This is a genomic window from Rhodococcus sp. PvR044, assembly GCF_040548995.1.
Lineage (GTDB): Bacteria > Actinomycetota > Actinomycetes > Mycobacteriales > Mycobacteriaceae > Rhodococcus_G > Rhodococcus_G oryzae.
On the sequence record NZ_JBEPSX010000006.1, the window covers coordinates 161,355 to 183,110 of the forward strand.

General features: G+C 70.0%; 21 protein-coding genes and 1 pseudogene. 11 read left to right on the plus strand and 11 right to left on the minus strand.

The window, feature by feature from the left end:
* Window positions 1–3: 3 nt before the first annotated feature.
* Window positions 4–903, minus strand: coding sequence for an NUDIX hydrolase (locus tag ABIC28_RS15920; RefSeq protein ID WP_097210127.1), 900 nt, complete (start codon window positions 901–903; stop codon window positions 4–6).
* Between the two features lie 169 nt (window positions 904–1,072).
* Between ABIC28_RS15920 and ABIC28_RS15925 the strand changes: the two genes are divergently transcribed.
* The 3 genes from ABIC28_RS15925 (at window position 1,073) to ABIC28_RS15935 (ending at window position 5,837) form a co-directional block, all read left to right on the plus strand.
* Window positions 1,073–2,428, plus strand: coding sequence for a GlnX family signal transduction membrane protein (locus ABIC28_RS15925; protein WP_354579742.1), 1,356 nt, complete (start codon window positions 1,073–1,075; stop codon window positions 2,426–2,428).
* 89 nt (window positions 2,429–2,517) lie between these two features.
* Entirely contained in the window at window positions 2,518–3,453 is a 936-nt protein-coding gene (locus ABIC28_RS15930) for a glutamate ABC transporter substrate-binding protein (protein ID WP_354579944.1), read from the plus strand.
* 11 nt (window positions 3,454–3,464) lie between these two features.
* A complete protein-coding gene (locus ABIC28_RS15935; protein ID WP_373560217.1) occupies window positions 3,465–5,837 on the plus strand; it encodes a serine/threonine-protein kinase in 2,373 nt (790 codons plus the stop codon).
* A 48-nt stretch (window positions 5,838–5,885) separates the two neighbouring features.
* On the opposite strand, the gene ABIC28_RS15940 is transcribed toward ABIC28_RS15935, so the two are convergent.
* The 3 genes from ABIC28_RS15940 to pta form a co-directional block, all read right to left on the minus strand.
* Complete coding sequence (locus ABIC28_RS15940) at window positions 5,886–6,482, minus strand: dihydrofolate reductase family protein (RefSeq protein ID WP_269588488.1); 597 nt, start codon at window positions 6,480–6,482, stop codon at window positions 5,886–5,888.
* A gap of 75 nt (window positions 6,483–6,557) precedes the next feature.
* A complete protein-coding gene (locus tag ABIC28_RS15945) occupies window positions 6,558–7,775 on the minus strand; it encodes an acetate kinase (protein WP_354579744.1) in 1,218 nt (405 codons plus the stop codon).
* Window positions 7,772–9,868 carry a phosphate acetyltransferase gene (pta, locus tag ABIC28_RS15950; RefSeq protein ID WP_097210122.1) on the minus strand — a complete coding sequence of 699 codons (2,097 nt, stop codon included), beginning with the start codon at window positions 9,866–9,868 and terminating at the stop codon, window positions 7,772–7,774. The genes ABIC28_RS15945 and pta overlap by 4 nt, the downstream gene beginning before the upstream one ends.
* Before the next feature lie 163 nt (window positions 9,869–10,031).
* On the opposite strand from pta, the gene ABIC28_RS15955 reads away from it, so the two are divergent.
* Together ABIC28_RS15955 and ABIC28_RS15960 are read left to right on the plus strand one after the other, a co-directional pair.
* On the plus strand, window positions 10,032–10,811 hold the full coding sequence (locus ABIC28_RS15955; RefSeq protein WP_143548374.1) for a hypothetical protein: 780 nt from the start codon (window positions 10,032–10,034) through the stop codon (window positions 10,809–10,811).
* Complete coding sequence (locus tag ABIC28_RS15960; RefSeq protein WP_143548373.1) at window positions 10,798–11,415, plus strand: hypothetical protein; 618 nt, start codon at window positions 10,798–10,800, stop codon at window positions 11,413–11,415. The genes ABIC28_RS15955 and ABIC28_RS15960 overlap by 14 nt, the downstream gene beginning before the upstream one ends.
* A 5-nt stretch (window positions 11,416–11,420) precedes the next feature.
* Here ABIC28_RS15960 and ABIC28_RS15965 read toward each other — a convergent pair whose 3' ends face one another.
* Window positions 11,421–11,780 carry a YybH family protein gene (locus ABIC28_RS15965; protein WP_097210119.1) on the minus strand — a complete coding sequence of 120 codons (360 nt, stop codon included), beginning with the start codon at window positions 11,778–11,780 and terminating at the stop codon, window positions 11,421–11,423.
* Between the two features lie 116 nt (window positions 11,781–11,896).
* Between ABIC28_RS15965 and ABIC28_RS15970 the strand changes: the two genes are divergently transcribed.
* Entirely contained in the window at window positions 11,897–12,850 is a 954-nt protein-coding gene (locus tag ABIC28_RS15970; protein ID WP_354579748.1) for a LysR family transcriptional regulator, read from the plus strand.
* On the opposite strand, the gene ABIC28_RS15975 is transcribed toward ABIC28_RS15970, so the two are convergent.
* From ABIC28_RS15975 to ABIC28_RS15985, 3 genes are all read right to left on the minus strand, one after another.
* Window positions 12,781–13,383 (minus strand): suppressor of fused domain protein, encoded by a 603-nt coding sequence (locus ABIC28_RS15975; protein ID WP_097210117.1) that lies wholly within the window; start codon window positions 13,381–13,383, stop codon window positions 12,781–12,783. The genes ABIC28_RS15970 and ABIC28_RS15975 overlap by 70 nt on opposite strands.
* A gap of 42 nt (window positions 13,384–13,425) precedes the next feature.
* Window positions 13,426–14,433 (minus strand): glucose-6-phosphate dehydrogenase (coenzyme-F420), encoded by a 1,008-nt coding sequence (fgd, locus tag ABIC28_RS15980; protein WP_354579750.1) that lies wholly within the window; start codon window positions 14,431–14,433, stop codon window positions 13,426–13,428.
* Between the two features lie 101 nt (window positions 14,434–14,534).
* Window positions 14,535–14,876: a YidH family protein gene (locus tag ABIC28_RS15985; protein ID WP_077040504.1), complete on the minus strand. Its 342-nt coding sequence runs from the start codon at window positions 14,874–14,876 to the stop codon at window positions 14,535–14,537.
* A gap of 252 nt (window positions 14,877–15,128) precedes the next feature.
* Between ABIC28_RS15985 and ABIC28_RS15990 the strand changes: the two genes are divergently transcribed.
* Window positions 15,129–15,581 carry a C40 family peptidase gene (locus tag ABIC28_RS15990; RefSeq protein ID WP_257017016.1) on the plus strand — a complete coding sequence of 151 codons (453 nt, stop codon included), beginning with the start codon at window positions 15,129–15,131 and terminating at the stop codon, window positions 15,579–15,581.
* A gap of 97 nt (window positions 15,582–15,678) precedes the next feature.
* A complete protein-coding gene (locus ABIC28_RS15995) occupies window positions 15,679–16,437 on the plus strand; it encodes an HAD-IIA family hydrolase (RefSeq protein WP_209929228.1) in 759 nt (252 codons plus the stop codon).
* Between the two features lie 9 nt (window positions 16,438–16,446).
* On the opposite strand, the gene ABIC28_RS16000 is transcribed toward ABIC28_RS15995, so the two are convergent.
* Window positions 16,447–17,085, minus strand: a complete 639-nt coding sequence (locus ABIC28_RS16000) for a DedA family protein (protein WP_209928506.1) — start codon at window positions 17,083–17,085, stop codon at window positions 16,447–16,449.
* A gap of 163 nt (window positions 17,086–17,248) precedes the next feature.
* Here ABIC28_RS16000 and ABIC28_RS16005 point away from each other — a divergent pair, with 163 nt between their 5' ends.
* From ABIC28_RS16005 to ABIC28_RS16015, 3 genes and pseudogenes are all read left to right on the plus strand, one after another.
* Window positions 17,249–18,535 carry a sensor histidine kinase gene (locus ABIC28_RS16005; protein WP_354579753.1) on the plus strand — a complete coding sequence of 429 codons (1,287 nt, stop codon included), beginning with the start codon at window positions 17,249–17,251 and terminating at the stop codon, window positions 18,533–18,535.
* A pseudogene (locus tag ABIC28_RS16010) lies at window positions 18,526–19,180 on the plus strand (LuxR C-terminal-related transcriptional regulator). The gene ABIC28_RS16005 and the pseudogene ABIC28_RS16010 overlap by 10 nt, the downstream one beginning before the upstream one ends.
* Complete coding sequence (locus ABIC28_RS16015) at window positions 19,177–19,962, plus strand: DUF4097 family beta strand repeat-containing protein (RefSeq protein ID WP_209928503.1); 786 nt, start codon at window positions 19,177–19,179, stop codon at window positions 19,960–19,962. Before ABIC28_RS16010 ends, ABIC28_RS16015 begins: the two are co-directional and overlap by 4 nt.
* 11 nt (window positions 19,963–19,973) lie before the next feature.
* Here the strand turns inward: ABIC28_RS16015 and ABIC28_RS16020 are convergent, their stop codons facing one another.
* Both ABIC28_RS16020 and ABIC28_RS16025 read right to left on the minus strand, forming a co-directional pair.
* Window positions 19,974–21,197: an O-succinylhomoserine sulfhydrylase gene (locus tag ABIC28_RS16020; RefSeq protein WP_209928502.1), complete on the minus strand. Its 1,224-nt coding sequence runs from the start codon at window positions 21,195–21,197 to the stop codon at window positions 19,974–19,976.
* A complete protein-coding gene (locus tag ABIC28_RS16025) occupies window positions 21,194–21,601 on the minus strand; it encodes a rhodanese-like domain-containing protein (RefSeq protein ID WP_097210094.1) in 408 nt (135 codons plus the stop codon). Before ABIC28_RS16025 ends, ABIC28_RS16020 begins: the two co-directional genes overlap by 4 nt.
* Window positions 21,602–21,756 lie beyond the last annotated feature (155 nt).

Here is a 21,756-nt window from a genome sequence, read left to right on the forward strand (position 1 = left end):
GACTCAGTCCAGCCACCCCAGCACGGTCGACGGCGACAGCTGCACGACCGTCTCCGGCAGGCGCTCGCGCAGCCCACGGTCCGCGGTGACCACGGCGGTCAGGTGCTGGTCGACACCACCGAAGGCCGGGTGTCCGACGCCGCCGCCCGCAGCCATCGCCAACTCCGTGCCCGTGCCCGCCAGCAGGGCCAGTTCGTCGTCCCCGCTGCCTGCGGCCACGTGCACGGGCACCCGGGCGTCCACCGCGGTGACGGTGCGCGCCTGACCCTCCAGGACGGCCTCGATCCGCGGCAGCCAGCCGAATCCGCCGTCCGGCAGCTCGATGGTCCTCGGCAGCGTCGCGGCCAGCGCGGCGAGCAGTTCCCCGGTCGCCCCCGCCCGGTCCCGCCACCAGCCGTTCGGCCGCGAACCCAGCACGTTCGCGGTGTCCAGCAGCAGCCGGACCGGTGTGCTCCGCAACTGCGGCCAGCTCGCCGCGAATCCCGGGTGCAGCAGCAGCCCAGACACCTCGTCCTCGGGCACCCAGCGCAGTTCCGTGCTCTCACCGTTCGGCACCGTCGTCAGCGGACCGGCCGCGTCGGCGATCACCGTCGTGTAGCTCCACCCGCTGCTGGCGTTGGCGGTCACCCGTTCCGCACGGACCCGCAGTTCGCAGCCGGGGATGCCGGCCTCCTCCTCGGCCTCGCGGATGGCGGCGTGGACGGTCGACTCGTGGCTGTCGCGGGCACCGCCGGGCAGGGCCCAGGTGCCGCCCTGATGACTCCACTGGGCGCGGTGCTGCAGGAGCACGGTGGGGGTTCCGTCGGCCGTGGGAGCGCGGAGCAGCAGCCCCGCCGCGCCGAATTTGCCCCAATGCCGAATTCCGTCATCGCTCTTGGCCCAGCCGTCCCCGTCACCGCGCATCGACTTCGTTCACCTGCCCCACATCCGGCCACGTCACACCCCACGCGGTCCCTCACGCCTCGTCAACTCGTTCACGACCGAACTTAGGCCAGTCACGCACAACAAAGCTCAGTTACTGCTTATATGCTCCCCCTTGACTGGCATCCGGGCCAGCTGGGAAGGGTGCGTGGTGGCCGTTCGGGAAGCACCGTCGACGGAACCGCTCGGCGATGATCTCGCGCCGCGGTCCGTCGGGTCTGCCGATCCGCAGGGCCGATACGGCCGGCTGTCCGAGTTCCTCAGGACGACCCCCGCCAAGATGCTCGCGCTCGGGACCGCGCTGATCGTGGTGGCACTGGTCGCGGGCACCGTCGCCGCCATCCAGGTCGCGGACCGGCAGCGCACCCTCGACACGCTGCTCAACCAGGTCGAGCCCCAGGCGAACGCCACCCAGAACCTCTACAGCTCCCTCTCGATCGCGGACGCCGCCGCCACCACCGCGTTCATCTTCGGCGGCATCGAACCGGCCGTGGTCCGCGACCGGTACACGCAGTCGATCGGCGAGGCAGCAGCCGACCTGATCGGCGCGTCGAGCGGCATCATCGCGACGAACGCGTCGGGTCAGCGGCTGCTCACCGAGCTGTCCACCGGGCTGCCGGTCTACGCCGGCCTGATCGAGACGGCCCGGTCCTACAACCGCAGCGGCTACCCCGTCGGCACCGCGTACCTGCGCGAGGCCTCGTCCATGATGCAGTCGACCCTGCTCCCGATCGCCGAGGAACTGCACAGCCAGCAGGCGGAGTCCGTCGTGCAGAACCAGGACGAGTTCGCCACCCCGCCCTGGCTGGCGATCGGCCTGCTCCTGCTGTCGCTGATCGCCCTCGTTGTCGGCCTGGTCCTGCTCGCCGGATGGACCCGGCGGATGCTGAACCCGGGACTGATCCTGTCCGCCGTCGCGATCGCGGCGCTGCTCGGGTGGCTGCTGATCGCCGGGCTGATCTCCTCGACCTCCACCGGGCGGGCCCTGGAGCAGGGCGCCCGGCCGCTGATGCAGCTGACCACCGGGCGCATCCTCGCGCAGCAGGCCAGGGCCGACGAGACCCTCGGCCTCGTTCGCCGCGACGTGAAGGGCGGCTATGCGGAGGCGTTCGGCACGCACCTGGCACGCCTCGAAGAGATCCTGGCCGAGTATCCGAATGACGGCCGCGTGAAGGTGGCCACCGATCTGGTCAGCCAGGCCGCCGAGGCCGAGAAGGACTGGTCCGCCGCGCACGAGCGGGTGCAGCGCCTGCTCGACAACGGCGACTGGGCCGGGGCAGCTGCCGTGGTGACCGGACCAGGAGAGGAGGACTCGACGGCACACTTCGCCAGGGCCGACGCCGCGCTCGACGACGCCATCGTGACGACCCGCAGCGAGTTGCGCGCCGATATCGACCGCGCCCACTCGACCCTGTACGGCCTCGGATCCGGTGCGCTCGTGCTCTCTGCCGTGGCCGCGGCCGGTGTCGGGGTCGGCCTGTGGCCACGGCTTCGGGAGTACCAGTGACGAGCCCTGCATCCGGATCGGCCGGGCGGCGCCCGACGCGACCGGGGTGGCGGAACGCCGGGGCTGTCCTGCTCGTCGCCGCGTCCCTGATGACGGCCGGCTGCACGCAGGCCGAGCCGGGCATCGTCGCGGACACCGGCGGCTACACCGAACCTCCTCTGCCCGAGGGGGCCACGATCGCGCCGCCGCCGACGGGGCCCCCGACGAACGGGGCGAACTGTGGGGACCCGACGGCGAGCCTGCGTCCCTTCCCCGGCATCCCGCCCGAACCGCCGCCGCCGAGCGCCTCCCTCGCCGAGATCCAGACCAGGGGCAGGCTCATCGTCGGCCTCGACACCGGCAGCAACCTCTTCAGCTTCCGCGATCCGGCGACTGGCGCCATCGAGGGCTTCGACGCCGACATCGCCCGCGAGCTGGCACGCGACCTGGTCGGCGACCCGAACCGTGTGGAGTTCCGGATCCTGCCCTCCGTCGGCCGCATCCCGGCGCTGATGAACAGCACGGTCGACGCGGTGGTCAAGACGATGACGATCACCTGCGAGCGCCGCGAGAAGGTCGACTTCTCCACGGTGTACTTCGAGGCCAAGCAGCGGGTGCTGGCGGTCAAGGGGTCCGGAATCACCGGCGCCGCCGATCTGGCGGGCAAGCGGGTCTGCGCGGCCGAGGGCACCACCTCCGTCGATCGCATCCAACTGGTGCAACCCGAGGCGACCGTGGTGACGGTCCCGAACTGGGGCGACTGCCTGGTGGTGTTGCAGCAGCGTCAGGTCGACGCGGTGAGCACCGATGACTCGATCCTTGCCGGTCTGGCGGCACAGGACCCGTACCTGGAGATCGTGGGCGAGAGCCTGAGCTCGGAACCGTACGGGATCGGGATCAACAAGTCGGACGCCGACCTGGTGCGGATGGTCAACGGCAGCCTGGAGCGGATGCGCCGGGACGGCACCTGGAATCGGATCTACGATCGATGGCTGAGAGTACTCGGGCCGTCGCCGGGCCCACCGGTCCCGCACTACCTGGACTGAAAGCGGAGACAATGGCTGGAACGCAAGGAGATCCGGGACCGGAGCCGTCGGTCCCGGAGCCGCCGTCCGCGCCGACCGAACGGTCGATGCGGACCCAGGCCTCGATGCCGGAGCCGTCCGTCCGCACCCAGGCCTCCGCACCGGATGTCTCCGGCCGCACCCAGGCCTCCGTACCGGAAGCGTCCGGCCGCACCCAGGCGACCGCACCGGAATCGACCGCGCCCGCCCGCACCACCGGGCGAGGGAGTCGCTCGCAACGGTCGAGGACAAGTGTGCGCCGCCGCCTCGGCGCCGGCCTGGTCGAGGTCCCGCCGGTCACCGCCGTCGAGCCCGCCGACGCGGTGATGGTCGATCCCGTCGTGCCGGAGAAAAAGCGGTTCTGCTGGAAATGTGGAAAGCCGGTCGGCCGCAAGGGCCACTCCGAACCCGCGGCGTCCGCGGGGATCTGCCCCTCCTGCGGCACCATCTTCGACTTCACTCCGCTGCTCGGTCCCGGCGACCTGGTCGGCGGTCAGTACGAGGTGCAGGGTTGCATCGCGCACGGCGGGCTCGGCTGGATCTACCTCGCGATCGACCGCAACGTCAGCGATCGCTGGGTGGTGCTCAAGGGCCTGCTGCACTTCGGGGATGCCGAGGCGCAGGCCGTCGCACTCGCCGAGCGGCAGTTCCTGGCGGAGGTGGCGCACCCGAGCATCGTGAAGATCTACAACTTCGTCGAGCATCCACGGCCCGACGGCAGCCCGATGGGGTACATCGTCATGGAATACGTCGCCGGGCATTCGCTCCGCGACGTACTCAGCACTCACAAACGGCCGGAACGGATTCCGGTCGAACAGGCGATGGCGTACGTGCTCGAGATCCTGCCCGCGCTCGGCTACCTGCATTCGGTTGGCCTGGTCTACAACGACCTCAAGCCAGAGAACATCATGATCACCGACGACCAGCTCAAGCTGATCGACCTCGGCGCGGTCGCGGGCATCGAGGACTACGGCTACCTCTACGGCACTCCCGGGTACCAGGCGCCTGAGATCCTCAGGACCGGTCCGACCATCGCCTCCGACATCTACACGGTCGGCCGGACCCTCGCCGTGCTCAGCCTCCAGATGCCTTCCGCCAAAGGCAAATACCTCGACGGACTGCCCGATCCCGAGCAGGCACCGCTGATCGCCGAGTACGAGTCCTTCCATCGGCTGTTGCTGCGGGCGACCGCCGCCGATCCCGATCACCGGTTCAGCTCCGCGGAGGAGATGGCCAGCCAGCTCACCGGGGTGCTCCGTGAGACCCTGGCCCAGCAGACCAACGAGGAGCGTCCGGGGCTCTCCGAACTCTTCAGCCCGCAGCGGACCACCTTCGGGACCGAGGAAGTGGTACGGCAGACCGATGTCTATGTCGACGGCCGCAAGCACGAGCCGACCATGTCGGGGCGTGACATCACCGCCGCGCTGGCCGTTCCGCTGATCAACCCGTCCGACCCGAGCGCCGCCCTGCTCGCGGCCGCGGTGCACGCCGAGCCGGATCAGACCCTGGACGCCATCCGCCACGCCAGGGCGAACGGGCTCGAGCGAACGGTGGACGGCCGTGCGGGGTTCACCGCCGAGATCGCGCTGGCCGAGGCGAAGGCACACCTCGACCTCGGCGACGCGACCGAGGCGTCTCGGGTGCTCGGTTCGCTCAGCGCGGCAAAGGGATCGAACTGGCGGGTCGACTGGTATGGCGGCATGGCCTCCCTGCTCGGCGCCGAGTACGAGCAGGCGATGAGCCAGTTCGAGTCCGTGCTCGAGGCGCTCCCCGGCGAGATGGCCCCAAAGCTGGCGTTGGCCGCCACCGCGGAACTCATTCTGCAGCACTGGGACACCGATCAACCCGAGCAATGGCGCAGGTTCGCCGAGAAGTACTACCGAACGGTCTGGCGCACGGACCGCAGCATGGTCAGCGCCGCCTTCGGGCTCGCCAGGCAGCTGGCCGACAAGGGCGACATCACCGGCGCGATCGCGGCCCTCGATCAGGTGCCGCCGAGCTCACGGCATTTCAACGTCGCCCGGATGACCTCGGTACTCACGCTGCTCTCGGGCGGGCCGCTCGAGGAGATCCGCGAGACCGCCATCAGGGAGGCCGCGCGCCGGGTGAACGCGTTGCCGCCCAACGAGGGCCGGGCCCTGCAGATGCGCACGCTGGTGCTCGGCACCGCGCTGGACTGGGTGCTGCTCGGCCACGTCGCGAAATCCGAACACGAACCGATCCTCGGTGTCGCGTTCACCGAACGGGGACTGCGCGCGGGCACCGAGGCCGGGCTGCGGGCCCTCGCGCGCAACGCCGAGGACCGCAGACACCGGTACGTACTCGTGGACCTCGCCAACTCGATCCGGCCCAAGAGCCTGATCTGACCGGGCATCGCACGGTCCCCGCCCGATCGGACGGGGACCGTCGCGGTTCTAGCCCTCCGTGACCGGCCGGTAGGTGCACACGTGCACACCAGCCGGGCTGATGGCGGTGGAGACCAGCTCGAGGCTGTTCAGCTTGCCGCCGTCGGGGAAGATCTTCTTCCCGCCGCCGAGCAGTACCGGCATGACCATGAGCCGGAGCTCGTCGACCAGGCCCTCCTGCAGGAGGGTGCGCACCAGGGTGGGGCTGCCCATGACCACCAGGTCGCCGCCCTCGGTCGCGCGCAGCTCCCGGATACGGGCAACGGCCTCGTCGCCGGTGATCCGCGTGGTGTTCTCCCACGTCAGCTCGTCCTCGGCCAGGGAGTCGGACACGACGTATTTCGCGATGGCGTTCATCTTGTCGGCGAACGGGTCACCGGCCCGCTCGGGCCACGCCCCCGCCATCGTCTGCCACGTCCGGCGTCCGAACAGCAGCGCCTCGGCCTTGCTCAACGCATCGTCAAACGCACCGCCGACCACCTCCGGGTCGAAGAACGGGTGCGACCAGCCGCCGTGGGCGAATCCACCGTCGGTGTCCTCCTCGGGTCCACCCGGTGCCTGCACGACGCCGTCCAAGCTGATGAACTCGCTGATAACGATGCGCATGGGACTCGCTCCTCTTCGGTTGTTGTTCGCCTCTGGTGGGCTTTCAGGGATGTAGACCCGCGAGCCGCCCGAAAATCATCGCTGCCCTTGCTCGCCCGCGCCATCCGGGGCGAAGCTCCGCGCGACCCTGGCGATGGCCAACTCCTCGTTTGTCGGCACCACCAGCACCGTGACCCGCGACGAGTCCGTCGAGATCACCCGGGCGGAACGGTCTTTCGCCGCATTGCGCTCGAGGTCGATCTCGATTCCGAGCGACTCGAGACCGGCGAGCGCGTCGGCGCGGACCTCGACCGCGTTCTCGCCCACCCCGGCGGTGAAGGCGATGGTGTCGACCCTGCCCAGGGTGACCAGGTACGCGCCGATGTACTTGCGCAGCCGGTGGATGTAGACGTCGTAGGCGAGCCGGGCCGCCTCGTCGCCGTCGGCGATGAGGCGGCGGAGCTCGCGAAAGTCGTTGACCCCACACAGACCCTTGAGCCCGGACCCGCGATTGAGCAGGTCGTCGATGGCGTCCACGTCCAGGTCCGCGCTGCGCCGCAGGTGCATCACGATGCCCGGATCGATGTCACCGCTGCGGGTGCCCATCACCAGCCCCTCGAGCGGGGTCAGCCCCATCGAGGTGTCCATCGCCCTGCCGCCCGCGATGGCCGAAGCCGAGGCCCCGTTGCCCAGATGCAGCACGATCTGGTTGAGCTCTGTGTTGTCCCGGCCGAGCACCTCCGCCACCCGGCCGGAGACGTACTCGTGCGAGGTGCCGTGGAATCCGTAGCGGCGCACCCCGTGTGCCGCCGCCACCTGGGCGTCGATGGCGTAGGTCCGGGCCTCCGCGGGCAGCGTGTGAAAGAAGGCGGTGTCGAAGACCGCGACGTGCGGGAGGTCGGGGAAAACCCGCATCGCGCTCTCGATGCCGACCACGTTCGCCGGATTGTGCAGCGGGGCAAGGGCGGACAGCCGGGAGATCTCGGCGATCACGTCCGCGGTGATCCGGGTCGGCCGGTAGAACACCTCGCCGCCGTGCACCACGCGGTGACCGACCGCGGCGATGCCCGCTGTCGTCAGATCCATACCCGCCTCCGCGAACATCGCGAAGGCCAGCCGCAGGCCCTCCGCGTGGTCGGCGATCGGACCGCGATGCTCGCTGTCGGTGCCGCCCTGCCGGTGCCCGATGACGCCGTCCGGCTCGCCGATCCGTTCGACGAGTCCCGAGGCGATGGCCTCGCCGCCGTCGGGGTCGATCAACTGGTACTTGATCGAGGACGAGCCCGAATTGATGACCAGCACCGGACCGTTCACCGCTGACCCCCTTCTTCGACGCCCTGCGCCTGGATCGCCGTGATGGCGACCGTGTTGACGATGTCCTGGATCAGCGCGCCGCGGGACAGGTCGTTGACCGGTTTCCTCAGGCCCTGCAGGACCGGGCCGACCGCGACCGCCCCCGCGCTGCGTTGCACCGCCTTGTACGTGTTGTTCCCGGTGTTCAGATCGGGGAACACGAACACCGTGGCCCGCCCGGCCACCTTCGAATCGGGCAGCTTCGTGCTCGCCACCGTCGGCTCGATGGCCGCGTCGTACTGGATCGGTCCATCCACCAACAGGTCCGGCCGCCGTTCGCGGACCAGGACAGTCGCCTCGCGGACCTTGTCCACCTCCGCACCGGAGCCCGAGTCGCCGGTCGAATACGACAGCATCGCGATCAGCGGGTCGATGCCGAACTGGGCCGCGGTCTGCGAGGAGGAGATCGCGATGTCCGCCAGCTGCTCCGAGGTCGGGTCCGGCACGACCGCGCAATCGCCGTAGGCCAGCACCCGGTCGGCCAGGCACATCAGGAAGATGCTCGAGACGGTCGAGACGCCGGGCGCGGTCTTGATGATCTCGAACGACGGCCGGATCGTGTGCGCAGTGGTGTGCGCGGCACCGGAGACCATGCCGTCGGCGATCCCCAACTGCACCATCATCGTTCCGAAGTAGGAGATGTCGGCCATCACCTCGCGGGCGCGTTCGACGGTCATCCCCTTGTGCGCCCGCAGCCGTGCGTACTCCTTCGCGAACTGGTCGGTGTACTCGCAGTTCGTCGGGTCGAGCACCGTGGCCGCACTCAGGTCGACGCCGAGCTCCGCGGCGCGCCTGCGCACCGGGCCCTCCTCCCCGAGGATGGTCAGGTCGGCGACCTTGCGCTGCAACAACCGTCCTGCCGCCCGCAGGATCCGGTCGTCGTCGCCCTCCGGCAGCACGATGTGTTTGCGGTCCGCCCTGGCCCGCTCGATCAACTGGTACTCGAACATCTGCGGGGTCACCACCTCGGGCCTGGCGACCTCGAGACGGGCCAGCAGGTCGGCCGCGTTCACGCGCTGCTCCATCAGGCTCAGCGCGGTGTCCACCTTGCGCTGCGAACCGACCCCGACACGTCCCCTGGCCTGCGCGGCCGCGCTGGCGGTGTCGAATGTCCCGAGGTCGGTGGTGAGGATCGGCAACCGCGGCTTGAGTCCGGCGACGAGCTTCGCAATGGCCGGGTGCGGTGCGATGCCACCGTTCATGATGATCCCGGCGAGCGACGGAAACCCTTCCGCCTCATGGGCATTGACCATCGCGAGCAGCACGTCGGACCGATCGCCCGGGGCGATCACCACCACGCCCTCCGAGAGCCGCTCGAGGATGTGCTCGGCCGTCATCCCGCCGACCATCACGTGCAGTGCCTCGCGCTGCAGCAGCTCGGGATCCCCGCTGTACAGCTCGCCGTCGACCGCGGTCAGCAGCTCACCCATGGTCGGCGCGACCAGCAGCGGGATCTCGGGCAGGGTCCATGCGGGCACCGCCATCGGCTCCAGCGCCGTGGTCACCTCGCCGAGCCGGGCGGGGTCGCAGCGGTTCGCGACGATGCCCACCAGGTGGGCGTGCTGCGCGCGCAGCTCGGCCGCGCAGATCTGGGCCAGCTGCAACACCTCGTCGGGGGTCCGGCCCGACCCGCGGAGCGCGAGCAGCACCGGTGCATCCAGGTTCACCGCGATCCGGGCGTTGTAGCTCAGCTCGCTCGGGCTGGCGACGTCCGTGTAGTCGCTGCCGATGATCACCACGGCGTCGCACTGTTCCGCGACATCGTGGTAACGCGAGACGATCTCGCTGAGCGCCAGCTCCGGATCGGCGTGTACTTGCTCGTAGGTGACGCCGAGGCACTGCTCATAACCGAGATCCGCGGACGTGTGGTCGAGGAGTAACTCCAGGATGTAGTCCGGCTCGTCGGTGGAGCGCGCGATCGGCCGGAACACCCCGACCCGGGCGGCCGAGCCGCTGAGCATCTGCAGCACGCCGAGCGCGATGGTCGATTTCCCGGTATCCCCCTCTGGGGAGGCGATGTAGATGCTCGAGACTGCCGACTCCGCGGATGCCATGGCGTTCACCCTAATGGTGCGGATCGCGGTCCGCCGTCGGCCACAGCCACGGCCGCGGGCACGCCGGACTCGGGTAGTCGACTACGCGTGCCCGGTCCGGAACCCGGTGGCAATGTCGTACTCAGGCCCGATCATGTGATTTGGCCACAGGGGATGAGTATCGATGCGAACTACATCCTGGTCGATGGCGTCCGTGCTCGCAGGCGTGGCCGTCGCAGTGGTGTTTACTCTCACAGCGCCCGGGTTCGAGGCGACTCCTGCGCAGGCGACCGCGCTGCCGGTGCCCACCATCCCCGATTTGCCGGATCCAAGGCGGGGCGGACAGGAATGGCCCCCGCTGCCGCCGCCGACCATTCCCCAGTGGACCCCTGGGCCTGGCCCCAGCATTCCCACATGGACGCCCCCTGTGTCGACGATCCCGAGCCCGCCCCCATGGACGGACACCGAAACGACGGACCCCCCGGTCACCACGGAAGCCCCTTCGAGCACCGGCGGCACCGGGGGCGCCGGCCCGCAGCGCGGTGCCTCGACGCTCACACCCGGCCCGACGGGTGCGCCGGCTGGAGGAACCGCGAACACGACGCAACCGGATCCGCGCCTGACGCTCACGCCCGATCGGGGGTCGCCTACCACCACCGGTCGGCCGATCTCGACCACCGACGAGTACGTCACCCCCGGCTCGGCGGGCTCCCCGCCGGTCGCCGTGATCGCCACGGCCGGGTTGACCTCCGTCGCCGCGGCCGCGGGCGCCGGGGTCGTGGTGCGGGCCCGGCGAGTCCGGCGGTGGCCGACCGAGCACGTGGACACCCAGCCGAAGCCGGCGCCCCCCGTCGTCGCGGTCGAACCGCCGCCGGGGCAGATGCACGGTCATGCCGTGCGCCTCGAACCCCGGGAGGACGCCGGCCACCAGTTCATCGAGGAGAACGGCCGTGACCAGAACTGAGATCGTGACCAGATCGACCCTGCGCGCCACCGTGTTCGGGCAGCAGTCCGACGACGCCCTGACCTCGCGCATGAAGCCCCACCTGCCGCCGACCGGGATGACCCCGGACCGGGTGTCCACCACCCGGGCGGTGCCGCGCTCGGCGCTGCGGCTGATCGACAGCCGCATCCTGTCCACCGCGTTGCGCTTCCTCGATCAGGACCCCTGTCCCCTGCTGCTGGCCGGGCTGAAGAAGTACCGGGCCCTCGCCGAGGCTGCGCGCGTCACCGCGGCCTCGCCCGGTCGCGAGGAGGTGGTGATGCTGGTCGATCCCTACCGCGTCATCTCCGAACACCGGCCGGAGGTCGCGCTGCTCATCGACGGCACCGAGGTCGCCCGGATCGGGTTCGACCTGCGGATCGCCTTCGGCATGTGTGAGACGGCGGTCGCGGTGCGGCTCGGGGCCATCGATTCCGTCGACTGCGAGGCCGGTGCGGTGTCCGTGGATCTGTCCGTTCCCGGCGGCGAGAAGCTGCTGCACGGGGAGGCGGAGTACTCGGTGCGGCGCGAGCTGCGGCCACCGATCGTGATTCCGGTCGATCCGCTGCCTGAACGTCGTCTGTGAGCGACTCAGCCGCGGGCCTCCGGGCGGTCCATGACCCGCAACCAGCTCCCATCCGGCTGACGACGCACCACCTGCACCCGACCGCCGGTGTCGTCCGCGGGCCGGGTGGAGGTCATCGCCAGGTCCCCGCTGCGCACCGTCGGCATCGGCTCCTCGACCTCGAAGTGCGGCCGGTTCGCCAGGAGCTGCTCGATGACGGCACGGATCGCCTCCCGTCCCACGGTCTCGCTGCCCGGCGGGAAGGCCAGCACGGCGTCGGGCTCGTACAGCTCGGCGATCCCGGCGGCGTCGCCGGCATTGGCTCGCTCGACGAACATCCTGGCCAGATCCTCTGGGGTGGTTGCCTTTTCGCGTAGGCTGGTCATCGCGGTCTCCCTCGTTCTCGCTCCGCGCGGAGCTGATGTTCCTGACCACTCCATCCTGCGAGGACCGCGTCGATAAGTCCAAGAACTGGTTTGTCTCGTAGCTAGAATCTCTGGTTATGGAACTTCGCCAACTGGAGTACTTCGTCGCGGTGGTCGAGGAGGCGAATTTCACCCGGGCGGCCGAGCGGGTGCACGTCGCCCAGCCGGGCGTCAGCGCGCAGATCCGCCGGCTCGAACGCGAGCTGGGACAGGAACTGCTGGACCGATCGGGCCGCACCGTCCGGCCGACCGCCGCGGGCGAGGCGGTGCTCCCCCACGCCAGGGCCGCCCTGGCCTCGGTGGCTGGGGCGCGGGCCGCCGTCGACGAGCTGGCCGGACTGATTCGTGGGCACGTCTCGGTCGGGATGGTCACCGCGGGCCCGACGGTCACCGTGGCGGACATGCTGGCCGGCTTCCACGCCGAGCACCCCGGCGTGGGTATCTCGCTCTCGGAGGACACCTCCGAGCGGCTACTCGGCGCGCTGCGCGAGGGCAGGCTCGACGTCGCGCTCGTCGGGCTGGCCGGACCGCCGCCACCGGGGGTGTCCGTTCACGTCCTCGTGGACGAGCCGTTCGTCGCCGCGGCCCCGCCGGGCGACCCACTGGCCGCCCGCGACAGCGTCACACTCGAGGCGCTGTGCGACCGTGAACTGATCGCCCTGCCCCGCGGTACCGGCCTCCGCACCGCCCTCGACAACGCCTGCGCCCGAGCCGGATTCACACCCCGCGTGGCATTCGAGGCGAGCGACCCGAATGTCCTGGCACGGCTGGCGGCGCGCGGGCTCGGGGTGGCCGTCCTGCCGACGACGGTCGCGGACGCGCACGCGGGCGCGCTGCGGGCCGTCACCATCACCCGGCCAGGATTGCGCGGCCGCATCGCGCTCGCCTGGCGCTCGGACGGCCCGGCCAGTTCGGCGGCCGCGGCGCTGGTCGCGCACGCCCGGCTGAGCCTGCCCGCGCGTCAGAACACCGGCGCGCGATCGATGTCCGACACGTCCGCGCCTGCCGCCTCGAGCCGCCGGAAGAGCTGATCGGTCCCGTTGGCGGCCGAGAACTCGAGCTCGCTGTCGCTGATCGGCACCGCCTGCAGCCAGGTGTCGACGCTCTCCTCGGTGTCGACCAGGATCTCCAGGTCCGGCCAGATGAACGGCACCACCAGGAGCAGGTGCTTCATCGACCGCGCCGGGTCCACCTCGCGGATCGCGTTCGGGATGATGCAGTTCGGCGTCAGGTGGAACGAGCCGGATGCCACCGCGAAGGCGCACTGCGCGAGCACGTCGGCCAGCGCGCGGTAGTCGGCGCGCCCGACCGTGACCAGCTCGGTGCGGATCGGCCGGCCGTCATCGGTGGTGACATTCGTCGGGAAGCGGGACATGTCCAGCGTCGCGTACGAGGCGTAACCCGGACCCGGGCAACCGTCCCCGACCGCGATCGACACCTCGTCCGGGGTCTCGCCGTCGGTGTCCGCATCGACCGCAGCCCGGAATCGCAGCACCTGCGGCAACCCGCCGAACACCGCCCCGATCCGGCGTGCTGCTTCCATGACGTCGTCGCTGGCATCCATGACCGGCAAGCCTAGTGCGCCTGCCTACCGGCCCGGCCCGCGCTATCCGAGCTTGCGCAGCCGCGGTGCCAGGTCGCGCTCGAACAGCTCCAGGAACCGGCGCTGGTCGTGGCCGGGGGCGTGGAAGACCAGGTGGTTCAGGCCCGCGTCGGTGTACTGCTTGACCTGCTCGACCGCCTCGTCGGGGTCGGAGGCGACGATCCACCGCTTGGCGACCTGCTCGATCGGCAGGGCGTCCGCGGCCGCCTCCATCTCGATCGGGTCCTCGATGGAGTGCTTCTGCTCGGGCGTCAGCGACAGCGGCGCCCAGAACCGGGTGTTCTCCAGGGCCAGTTCGGGGTCGGTGTCGTAGGAGATCTTGATCTCGATCATCTTGTCGATCTCGGCGACATCGCGCCCGACCTTCTCCGCGCCCTCGGCGACGGCGGGCATCAGCTTCTCGGTGTAGAGGTCCATGCCCTTGCCCGAGGTGCAGATGAAGCCGTCACCCGCGCGGCCCGCGTACCGGGCGACCACCGGGCCGCCTGCCGCGATGTACACGGGGATGCCGCCCTCGGGGACGTCGTAGATCGAGGCGCCGGTGGTGCGGTAGTACTCGCCCTCGAAGTCGGTGCGCTCGCCGGTCCACAGCTGGCGCATCAACTGCACCGACTCGCGCAGCCGCGCGAACCGCTCCTTGAACTCCGGCCACTCGCCCTGGTAGCCCGTGGCGATCTCGTTGAGAGCCTCACCGGTGCCGACGCCGAGCATGATGCGTCCCGGGTACAGGCAGCCCATCGTCGCGAACGCCTGGGCCACGACGGCCGGGTTGTAGCGGAACGTCGGGGTCATCACCGAGGTGCCCAGCTGCAGCGTCGTGGTGCGCTCGCCGACCGCGGTCATCCAGGCGAGGGAGAACGGCGCGTGCCCACCGTTGTGCCGCCACGGCTGGAAATGATCCGACACCGTGGCCGAGTCCATCCCGTGCGCCTCGGCCAGCACGGCGAGTTCCACCAGCTCGCGCGGCCCGAACTGCTCCGCAGAAGCCTTGTACCCGAGCTTGAGAGCCACCGTTCCTCCTAGCGAGTGCTACCCGTCACAACCGAGACTCACTATGCACGGGACATTCTCGGCCCGCCACGGGGGGTCGGGTTCGCCTCGACGCCGCCCGCTCAGAGCGCGCCGATCACGGTCACCACCACGGTGAACCCCGCGACCAGCGACACGGCGACCGCGAACAGCCACAACTCCCTGGCCTCGGGCATCGGCGCTCCGCGCTCGAGCGCGTGCCGGACCTGCAGCCAGCGTCGCATCCCGACCAGCGAGGCCGCGACGGACAGCAGGATCAGCACGAGCCCGAGCAGGGTGCGCACCCACCCTGTGCTGAAGTCGGGCACCAGGTGGACCATGGCGATGCCACCGGCAAGGAACCCGAGCGAGGTCCGCATCCACGCCAGGAACGTCCGCTCGCTCGCCAGGGTGAACCGCTCATCGGGCCGCTCGATTTCCGCCACCGGGTGATCTTCGCACCGGCAGGCGCGCAGGCGTCGAATCCGCGCCGGTTCGCCCCCGGACTGTTGCGCTGTGGGCCACACTGTGCAGTGACCTGTAACACTCCGCGACTGTTCTGTGATCCAAGGTGTCAGAGATCTATTCCCAGGTGCCCCACCGAGGAGGACATTTCCGTGACCCCATCGACAACGAACGGCAGATCCGGGAAGTACCTACGCAGAGCACTCGCCGGGACGGCAGTGGCGGCCTGCCTCGTGACATTGCCCGTCGCACCGGCCCTGGCCCAGCCCGGCAGCTCCGGGAGCGCGGGCAGCTCGGGGAGCGCGGGCAGCTCCGAGTTCGCCCTGCCCGTCCCGAGCCCCGCGGGTCTCATCGCGCTGGCAGCGGCCACCACCCAGACCGGGAAGCCCTACCTCTGGGGCGGCACCGGCCCCAACGCCTGGGACTGCTCTGGCCTGACCCAGTGGGCGTTCCGGCAGGCCGGGGTGCAGCTGCCGCGGGTCAGCCAGCAGCAGGCGTGGGCCGGCAACTCCGTCCCCGCATGGGCGATGGCGCCCGGCGACATCATCACGTTCCGCACCGCGAACGACCACGTCGGCATCTACGCGGGCTTCGGGCAGGTCTTCAATGCCTACGGAGCAGGCGTGCCGATCGGGCTGACCCCGTTGTCCGAACTGCCCCCGATCAACCAGGTCCGCCGATTCTGACGACCGTCCGGACTCGGCGACAAACACGGGAGGGGCGCGCACAGGTCACAATTGACCCGTGACCACCGACGAGCAGACCACCGGCTGGACCTACCTCATGGACATGGACGGCGTCCTCGTCCACGAGGACCACCTGATCCCGGGGGCCGACGAGTTCCTGGCCGAGCTCCAGACGGCAGGCACCCCGTTCGTGGTGCTGACCAACAACTCGATCCGCACTCCCCGCGACCTGCGCGCCCGCCTCGTGCAGACCGGCCTCGACATCCCCGAGGAGGCGATCTGGACCTCGGCGCTGGCCACGGCGACCTTCCTGCGCACCCAGCGCCCGAATGGCAGCGCATATGTGGTCGGCGAGTCCGGGCTCACGACCGCGCTGCACGACATCGGGTACGTGCTCACCGATCGGGATCCGGACTACGTGGTGCTGGGCGAGACCCGCACCTACTCATTCGAGGCGATCACCACCGCGATCCGATTGATCGAGCGCGGCGCTCGGTTCCTCGCCACCAACCCGGACGCGACCGGGCCGTCGCGCGAGGGTTCGCTGCCCGCGACCGGGTCGGTCGCGGCGCTGATCACCAGGGCCACCGGGCGGGAGCCGTACTACGTCGGCAAGCCGAACCCGTTGATGATGCGCTCGGCGCTGCGGGCGATCGGCGCGCACTCCGAACACACCCTGATGATCGGCGACCGGATGGACACCGACGTCGTCTCCGGCCTCGAGGCCGGCCTGCAGACCATCCTCGTGCTCACCGGCATCTCCACCCGCGCATCGGTCGAGATGTTCCCCTACCGGCCGACACGGGTCATCGAGTCGGTGGCCGACCTCGTCGGGCGGACGGCAAACCCCTTCTGACGCCGCTGCTCAGAGCCGTGACCTATCGCGAAGCCGGCTCCCCACCGCGACGAGCACCACTGGAATCCACGCAAAACCGTAGGCGGTCCGCAGTACCTCGTTGTCGCCGACGATCGAGCCCACCGAGACAAGGGCCATCGCCCACAGGGTGGCTGCGGCAACGCTCACCATAGTGAAATCGCGTCGGCGAAGACGCGTTCCGGCCAGGACGCGAGGCGCCAGCGTCCGCACCCCGCCGATCATGTGACCGCAAACGGCGATCGAACGCGGTCTCGAACCCGACTGCTCGTGCAGCCACCGCTGCCAGGCCGCGACCCGGTCAGGCAGCGGGCGGCCGAGTACTTCGGGGAGGACGCATGTCCCGTGCCGACGCGCCCGAGCAAAAGCCAGCTGGGCGCCCGCGCACGACGACACCGCCACCACGACCACCGCATGGACCGTGTGGAGAGCGCCACTCGCCACCAGCATTCCGAGGGTCAGCGGGATGCTGTTTCCCGGCAACACAAGTCCGATCAGGTACCCCGACTCGACTACCAACAACACCCCCACGACCAAGAACAGCAGCGGCGCGGGCGCCAACGTCAGGTTGTCCACGTCGAGCATGCGGCCGAGACCGGTCACCATCGACGGCAGGTCGGGAATGTCCATGGAACCAGCCTGTCCGAGCGCCGCCCCCGAATCTGCCTGGGACGCCCACGAACTCCTGGTATGGATTTCCCTACCAGGGCTCGTGGGCCCGCCCGCCAGACCCCGGTCGTGCGCGGCCCTATGGTGGGATCGAAGCATCGAACCGACCACGAGAGGCAGCGCTGTGACCGCACCCGGTTCGTTGCCTATCCGCCGCAACCCGCTGCGCGCCTGGCTCAGCGTCGACTGGTGGCTGTCCGTGCTCTCAGTGCTGTCCGCCGCGCTCTCCGGAATCGTCGGCCTGCTGTTGATCACCCTCCTCGCCGCCGCCGCACTCACCCTGCCGATGGCCTTGCTCGGGGTCCTCGTGTTCGCCTGCACCATTCCGGCGGTCCGGGGCGCCGACGCGGCCCAACGGGCCGCGGTCCGATTCCTCGGCGGCGGTCGAATCGCCGAGCCCGACCGTCCCGGCGGTCCCACCCGGCGGGCCCGGTTCGTCGCCGCAGCCCGCGACCCGGCACTGTGGCGTTCGCTCGCCTACTGGTTCCTGCGAATCCCACTGGGAGTCCTGCTTCCGATCGTGGTCGCCGCCCTGTTCACCGCACCCCTCACCCTGACACTGGCTCCCGTCGCGTGGCTGCTCACCGACCCTCGGGATTCCGAGCTGCGAGAGTACTTTGTTGGACTGCCGTCGTTGTTGGCCGTCGGCGCTGTCGGCGCTGTCGGCGCGGTATGGCTGATGCTGCTCACCCCGCTGCTCGTGTCCTCCCTTGCACGGGCCGATTGGTGGTGCACCCGAATGCTGCTGGGCGCCTCGATCACCCAGGAACGCATGGCGCAGCTGACCGAATCCCGCGCCAGGGTGATCGATGCCGCCGAGGCGGACCGACGGCGCATCGAGCGCGACCTGCACGACGGCGCACAGCAGCGATTGGTATCGGTGTCGATCTCCCTGGGGCAGGCGCGATCCCGCTTGGCAGCTTCCGAGGACGAGACGCTTCGCACGCTGCTCGACGACGCCCACCGGGAAACGAAGAACGCCATCGGCGAGATCCGGGCGCTGACTCGTGGACTGCATCCGCCGATCCTCACCGACAGGGGACTCGATGCTGCGCTGTCCTCGGTGGCGACGCTGTGTGCGGTTCCCGTTGACATCGACGTCGCCGCGGAGCTGGCCGGAGTGGGAAGACCGTCGGCCGCACTCGAGTCCAACATCTACTTTCTCGTCTCGGAGGCCCTGACCAACGTGAGCAAACACGCCAACGCCACCCGCGCGACCGTCGCCGTCAAACGTGTCGGGTCCGCGATCCGGGTCACCGTCGACGACGACGGCGACGGCGGCGCACGGATCCTGCCCAGCGGCGGACTCGCGGGCCTGGCCGACCGGCTCAGCGGGGTGGACGGCACCCTGCGGGTGGAGAGTCCGGCCGGTGGGCCGACCCGACTCCTCGTGGAGGTCCCGTGCGGGTGATGCTGGCCGATGATTCGGTGTTGCTACGCGAGGGCATCGGCCGTCTCCTCGCCGACAGCGGCGCGACGATCACCGCGAGCGTCGGCGACGCCGAGGCCCTGCTGCGCGCCGTCGGCGACGCCGAGGCGCCACCGGAGGTGTGCGTCGTGGACGTGCGGATGCCGCCGACTTTCCTCGACGAGGGGCTGCGAGCGGCGTTAGTGATCCGCGAGCGGTGGCCGCGGGTCGGGGTCCTGGTGCTCTCGCAGTACGTCGAGGAACGCTATGCGTCCGAGCTCCTCCGTGACCGCATCGACGGTGTCGGCCTATCTGCTGAAGGATCGGGTTGCCGACGTCGCGGACTTCATTGACGCCGTGGAGAGGGTGGCGGCGGGAGGCACCGTCATCGACCCCGATGTGGTTCAACAACTCCTGGCACGCACGCCGCGTAACGACACGCTCGACACACTGACCCCGCGCGAACGCGAGGTGCTCACCGCGATGGCGCAGGGGCAGTCGAACGCCGGAATCGCCGCCACGCTCGTGATCGGGCACGCCGCTGTCGAAAAGCACATCGGCAATATCTTCGGCAAGCTCGGCCTCCACCACGACGCCGCCGACCATCGGCGCGTCCTGGCCGTCCTGCGCTACCTAGGAGCGACATGAACAGGCTCGCGCCCTCCCGCCGGATCGCCGCGTTCGCCTGCGCGACCGCCGTCGCGGTCGGGGCGGGCGGCGCGGCGTCCGCAACGCTTGCATACTTGTTCGGGGTGCCAAGCCAGCATGAGTTCTCCCACACCGCGTCCGGCGATGCCTCCGGCACACTGACGGTCCGAGCACCGGCCGGTGGGGTCGACCTCACCATCTCACCCAGCCCCGATGACCGCCTGCACGTGTCGGCCTCGGGCACCTATCGTGGTGGTCCGCCGGTGGTCACGGTCGGCGAATCCGGTGCCGCGGTGGACATCGTGTGCCCCGAGGGCCAGTTCTGGAGATGCTCGCTCGGCGTCACCGTAGCGGTCCCGTCACGGGCCGACGTGACGGCGGAGGGCGTCGCCGGATCGATCACGATGACGGACCTGCACGGTACCGTGACGGCAACCACCACCACCGGTGACGTCACAATACGGCGACACCACGGTCCCGTCCGAGCGCAGACCGCCGAGGGGGCAGTCGAGATCGGGGCGATTGCGGCACCCGAACTGTCGGCCCGCACCGCCTACGGCAGCATTCGAATCGACGTGGATACCCCACCTGATTCCGTCGATGTGCGAAACACCATCGGCGACATCGAGATCGGGTTACCCGGTGGTGTCGCCTACCACCTGGAGACGACCGTCCGCGACGCAACGGCGGTGACCACCGCCGTTGCCGAGGACCCCGCCAGCCCGCACCTGGTCCGGATCGAGTCCTCAGCCGGGGCAGTGGCGGTGTTCCCCAACGACTAGCGGGGCGCCGCTCAGCCCAGAGCCCGTTCCAGGTCCGACAGCAGGTCGACCGTGTCCTCGAGCCCGACGGACAGCCGGACCACGCCGTCGGTGAGGCCAACGGCCGCACGGCCTTCCGGGCCCATCGCACGGTGCGTGGTGGTGGCCGGGTGGGTGATCAGCGACTTGGCGTCACCGAGGTTGTTCGAGATGTCGATCACCCGCAGCGCGTCGAGCACCTCGAAGGCCCGCTTCTTGGCCTCCCCGTCCGGCGCGTCGAGCTCGAAGGTGACGACCGTGCCGCCGCCGCTCATCTGCCGCTTGGCCAGATCGTGCTGCGGATGCGACTCCAGGTACGGGTACTTCACCCAGCGCACCGACTTGTGGCCCTCGAGGAACCGGGCGATCTGGAGCGCCGAGTCGACCGAGTGCCGCACCCGCACCGGCATCGTCTCGAGCCCCTTGAGCAGCGTCCACGCGTTGAACGGGCTCAGTGCGGGACCGGTGTGCCGCATCAGGTTCTGCACCGGACCCTCGATGTAGTCCTTTGGCCCGAGGATCGCGCCGCCAAGCACCCGGCCCTGGCCGTCGATGTGCTTGGTTCCGGAGTACACCACGATGTCCGCGCCCAGGTCGAGGCTGCGCTGCAGCAGCGGGGTGGCGAAGACGTTGTCCAGCACCACCTTTGCGCCGGCCGCATGCGCGAGCTCCGAGACCCGCGGGACGTCGACGAGCGACTGCATCGGGTTCGACGGGGTCTCGAAGAACACCGCGGTGGTCGGCACCGACAGCGCCTCTTCCCACTGCTCGAGGTCCTCACCGTCGACGAAGACCGTCTCCACGCCCCAGCGCGGCAGGATCTCGTTGCACACCACGAAGCAGGAGCCGAACAGGCTGCGCGCCGCTACCAGCCGGTCGCCCGCGCCGAGCAGCGCGCCGAGCGCCGTGAACACCGCGGACATGCCGCTCGAGGTCGCGAAGCAGGCCTCCGCGCCCTCGATCAGGCGCAGTCGCTCCTCGAACATCTTCACGGTCGGGTTGCCGTACCGGGAGTAGACGAAGTGGTCGACCTCCCCGGTGAACGCCTGCTCGGCCGCTCCCGCCGACTCGTAGACGAAGCCGGAGTTGAGGAACAACGCCTCGGAAGTCTCCTCGAACCCGGTGCGCATGATGCCGCCGCGCACGCCGAGCGTGCCGAGCCCGACATCCGGCGGGAGCTCGCGGTGGAAGGCCCCGCCCTGCGGGATGCCACTCACGACTGCCGCCACGGGAGTCCGAGGGCGCGCCAGCCGGCCGCCCCGCGGTGGCCGTCCGCGTCGATGCCGCCCTCGAAGCCGTCGAGGACGTTGTAGGCCGGCTCGATCCCGGCCGCGGTCGCGGCCTCGGCCGCACCGATGGAGCGCTGGCCGGATCGGCACAGGAAGACCGCAGGTCCGCCGGAGATCCCGGCCTCCTTGAGCTGGTCCACAAAGTTGTCGTTCCTGGACCCGGTGACGCTCACCCACTCGATGAGCACCGGCTGCCTGCCCAGTTCGGTGGTGTCGGGAACACCCACGAACCGCCATTCCGCGTCGGTGCGAACATCGACGAGAACCGCCTCGGGATGCTCGCGCAGCAGGTCCCATGCCTGCTGCGGGGTGATGTCGCCTGCGTAGCTCATGGCATCAGTTTTTCACAGCCCGAGAATCCGTTCACGCTGCGGCGGCACCTTGGCCGCGCGCCCTCGCCGACCGGCACCTGGCAATGATTCCGCTCAGCCTGATCCACAGGGTTGCGCACAGGGCGGCCAGCCCGTAGTGAGGGGGGACACAAGCA

Coding starts and splice junctions, on each gene's coding strand:
- ABIC28_RS15975 (WP_097210117.1), bottom strand. CDS start 13,383: ATGGATGCCAGCGACGACGTCATGGAAGCAGCACGCCGGATCGGGGCG.
- ABIC28_RS15995 (WP_209929228.1), top strand. CDS start 15,679: ATGGACATGGACGGCGTCCTCGTCCACGAGGACCACCTGATCCCGGGG.
- pta (WP_097210122.1), bottom strand. CDS start 9,868: ATGGCATCCGCGGAGTCGGCAGTCTCGAGCATCTACATCGCCTCCCCA.
- ABIC28_RS15965 (WP_097210119.1), bottom strand. CDS start 11,780: ATGACCAGCCTACGCGAAAAGGCAACCACCCCAGAGGATCTGGCCAGG.
- ABIC28_RS15920 (WP_097210127.1), bottom strand. CDS start 903: ATGCGCGGTGACGGGGACGGCTGGGCCAAGAGCGATGACGGAATTCGG.
- ABIC28_RS16015 (WP_209928503.1), top strand. CDS start 19,177: ATGAACAGGCTCGCGCCCTCCCGCCGGATCGCCGCGTTCGCCTGCGCG.
- ABIC28_RS16000 (WP_209928506.1), bottom strand. CDS start 17,085: ATGGACATTCCCGACCTGCCGTCGATGGTGACCGGTCTCGGCCGCATG.
- ABIC28_RS16025 (WP_097210094.1), bottom strand. CDS start 21,601: ATGAGCTACGCAGGCGACATCACCCCGCAGCAGGCATGGGACCTGCTG.
- ABIC28_RS15935 (WP_373560217.1), top strand. CDS start 3,465: ATGGCTGGAACGCAAGGAGATCCGGGACCGGAGCCGTCGGTCCCGGAG.
- ABIC28_RS15930 (WP_354579944.1), top strand. CDS start 2,518: ATGACGGCCGGCTGCACGCAGGCCGAGCCGGGCATCGTCGCGGACACC.
- ABIC28_RS15955 (WP_143548374.1), top strand. CDS start 10,032: ATGCGAACTACATCCTGGTCGATGGCGTCCGTGCTCGCAGGCGTGGCC.
- ABIC28_RS15970 (WP_354579748.1), top strand. CDS start 11,897: ATGGAACTTCGCCAACTGGAGTACTTCGTCGCGGTGGTCGAGGAGGCG.
- ABIC28_RS15940 (WP_269588488.1), bottom strand. CDS start 6,482: ATGCGCATCGTTATCAGCGAGTTCATCAGCTTGGACGGCGTCGTGCAG.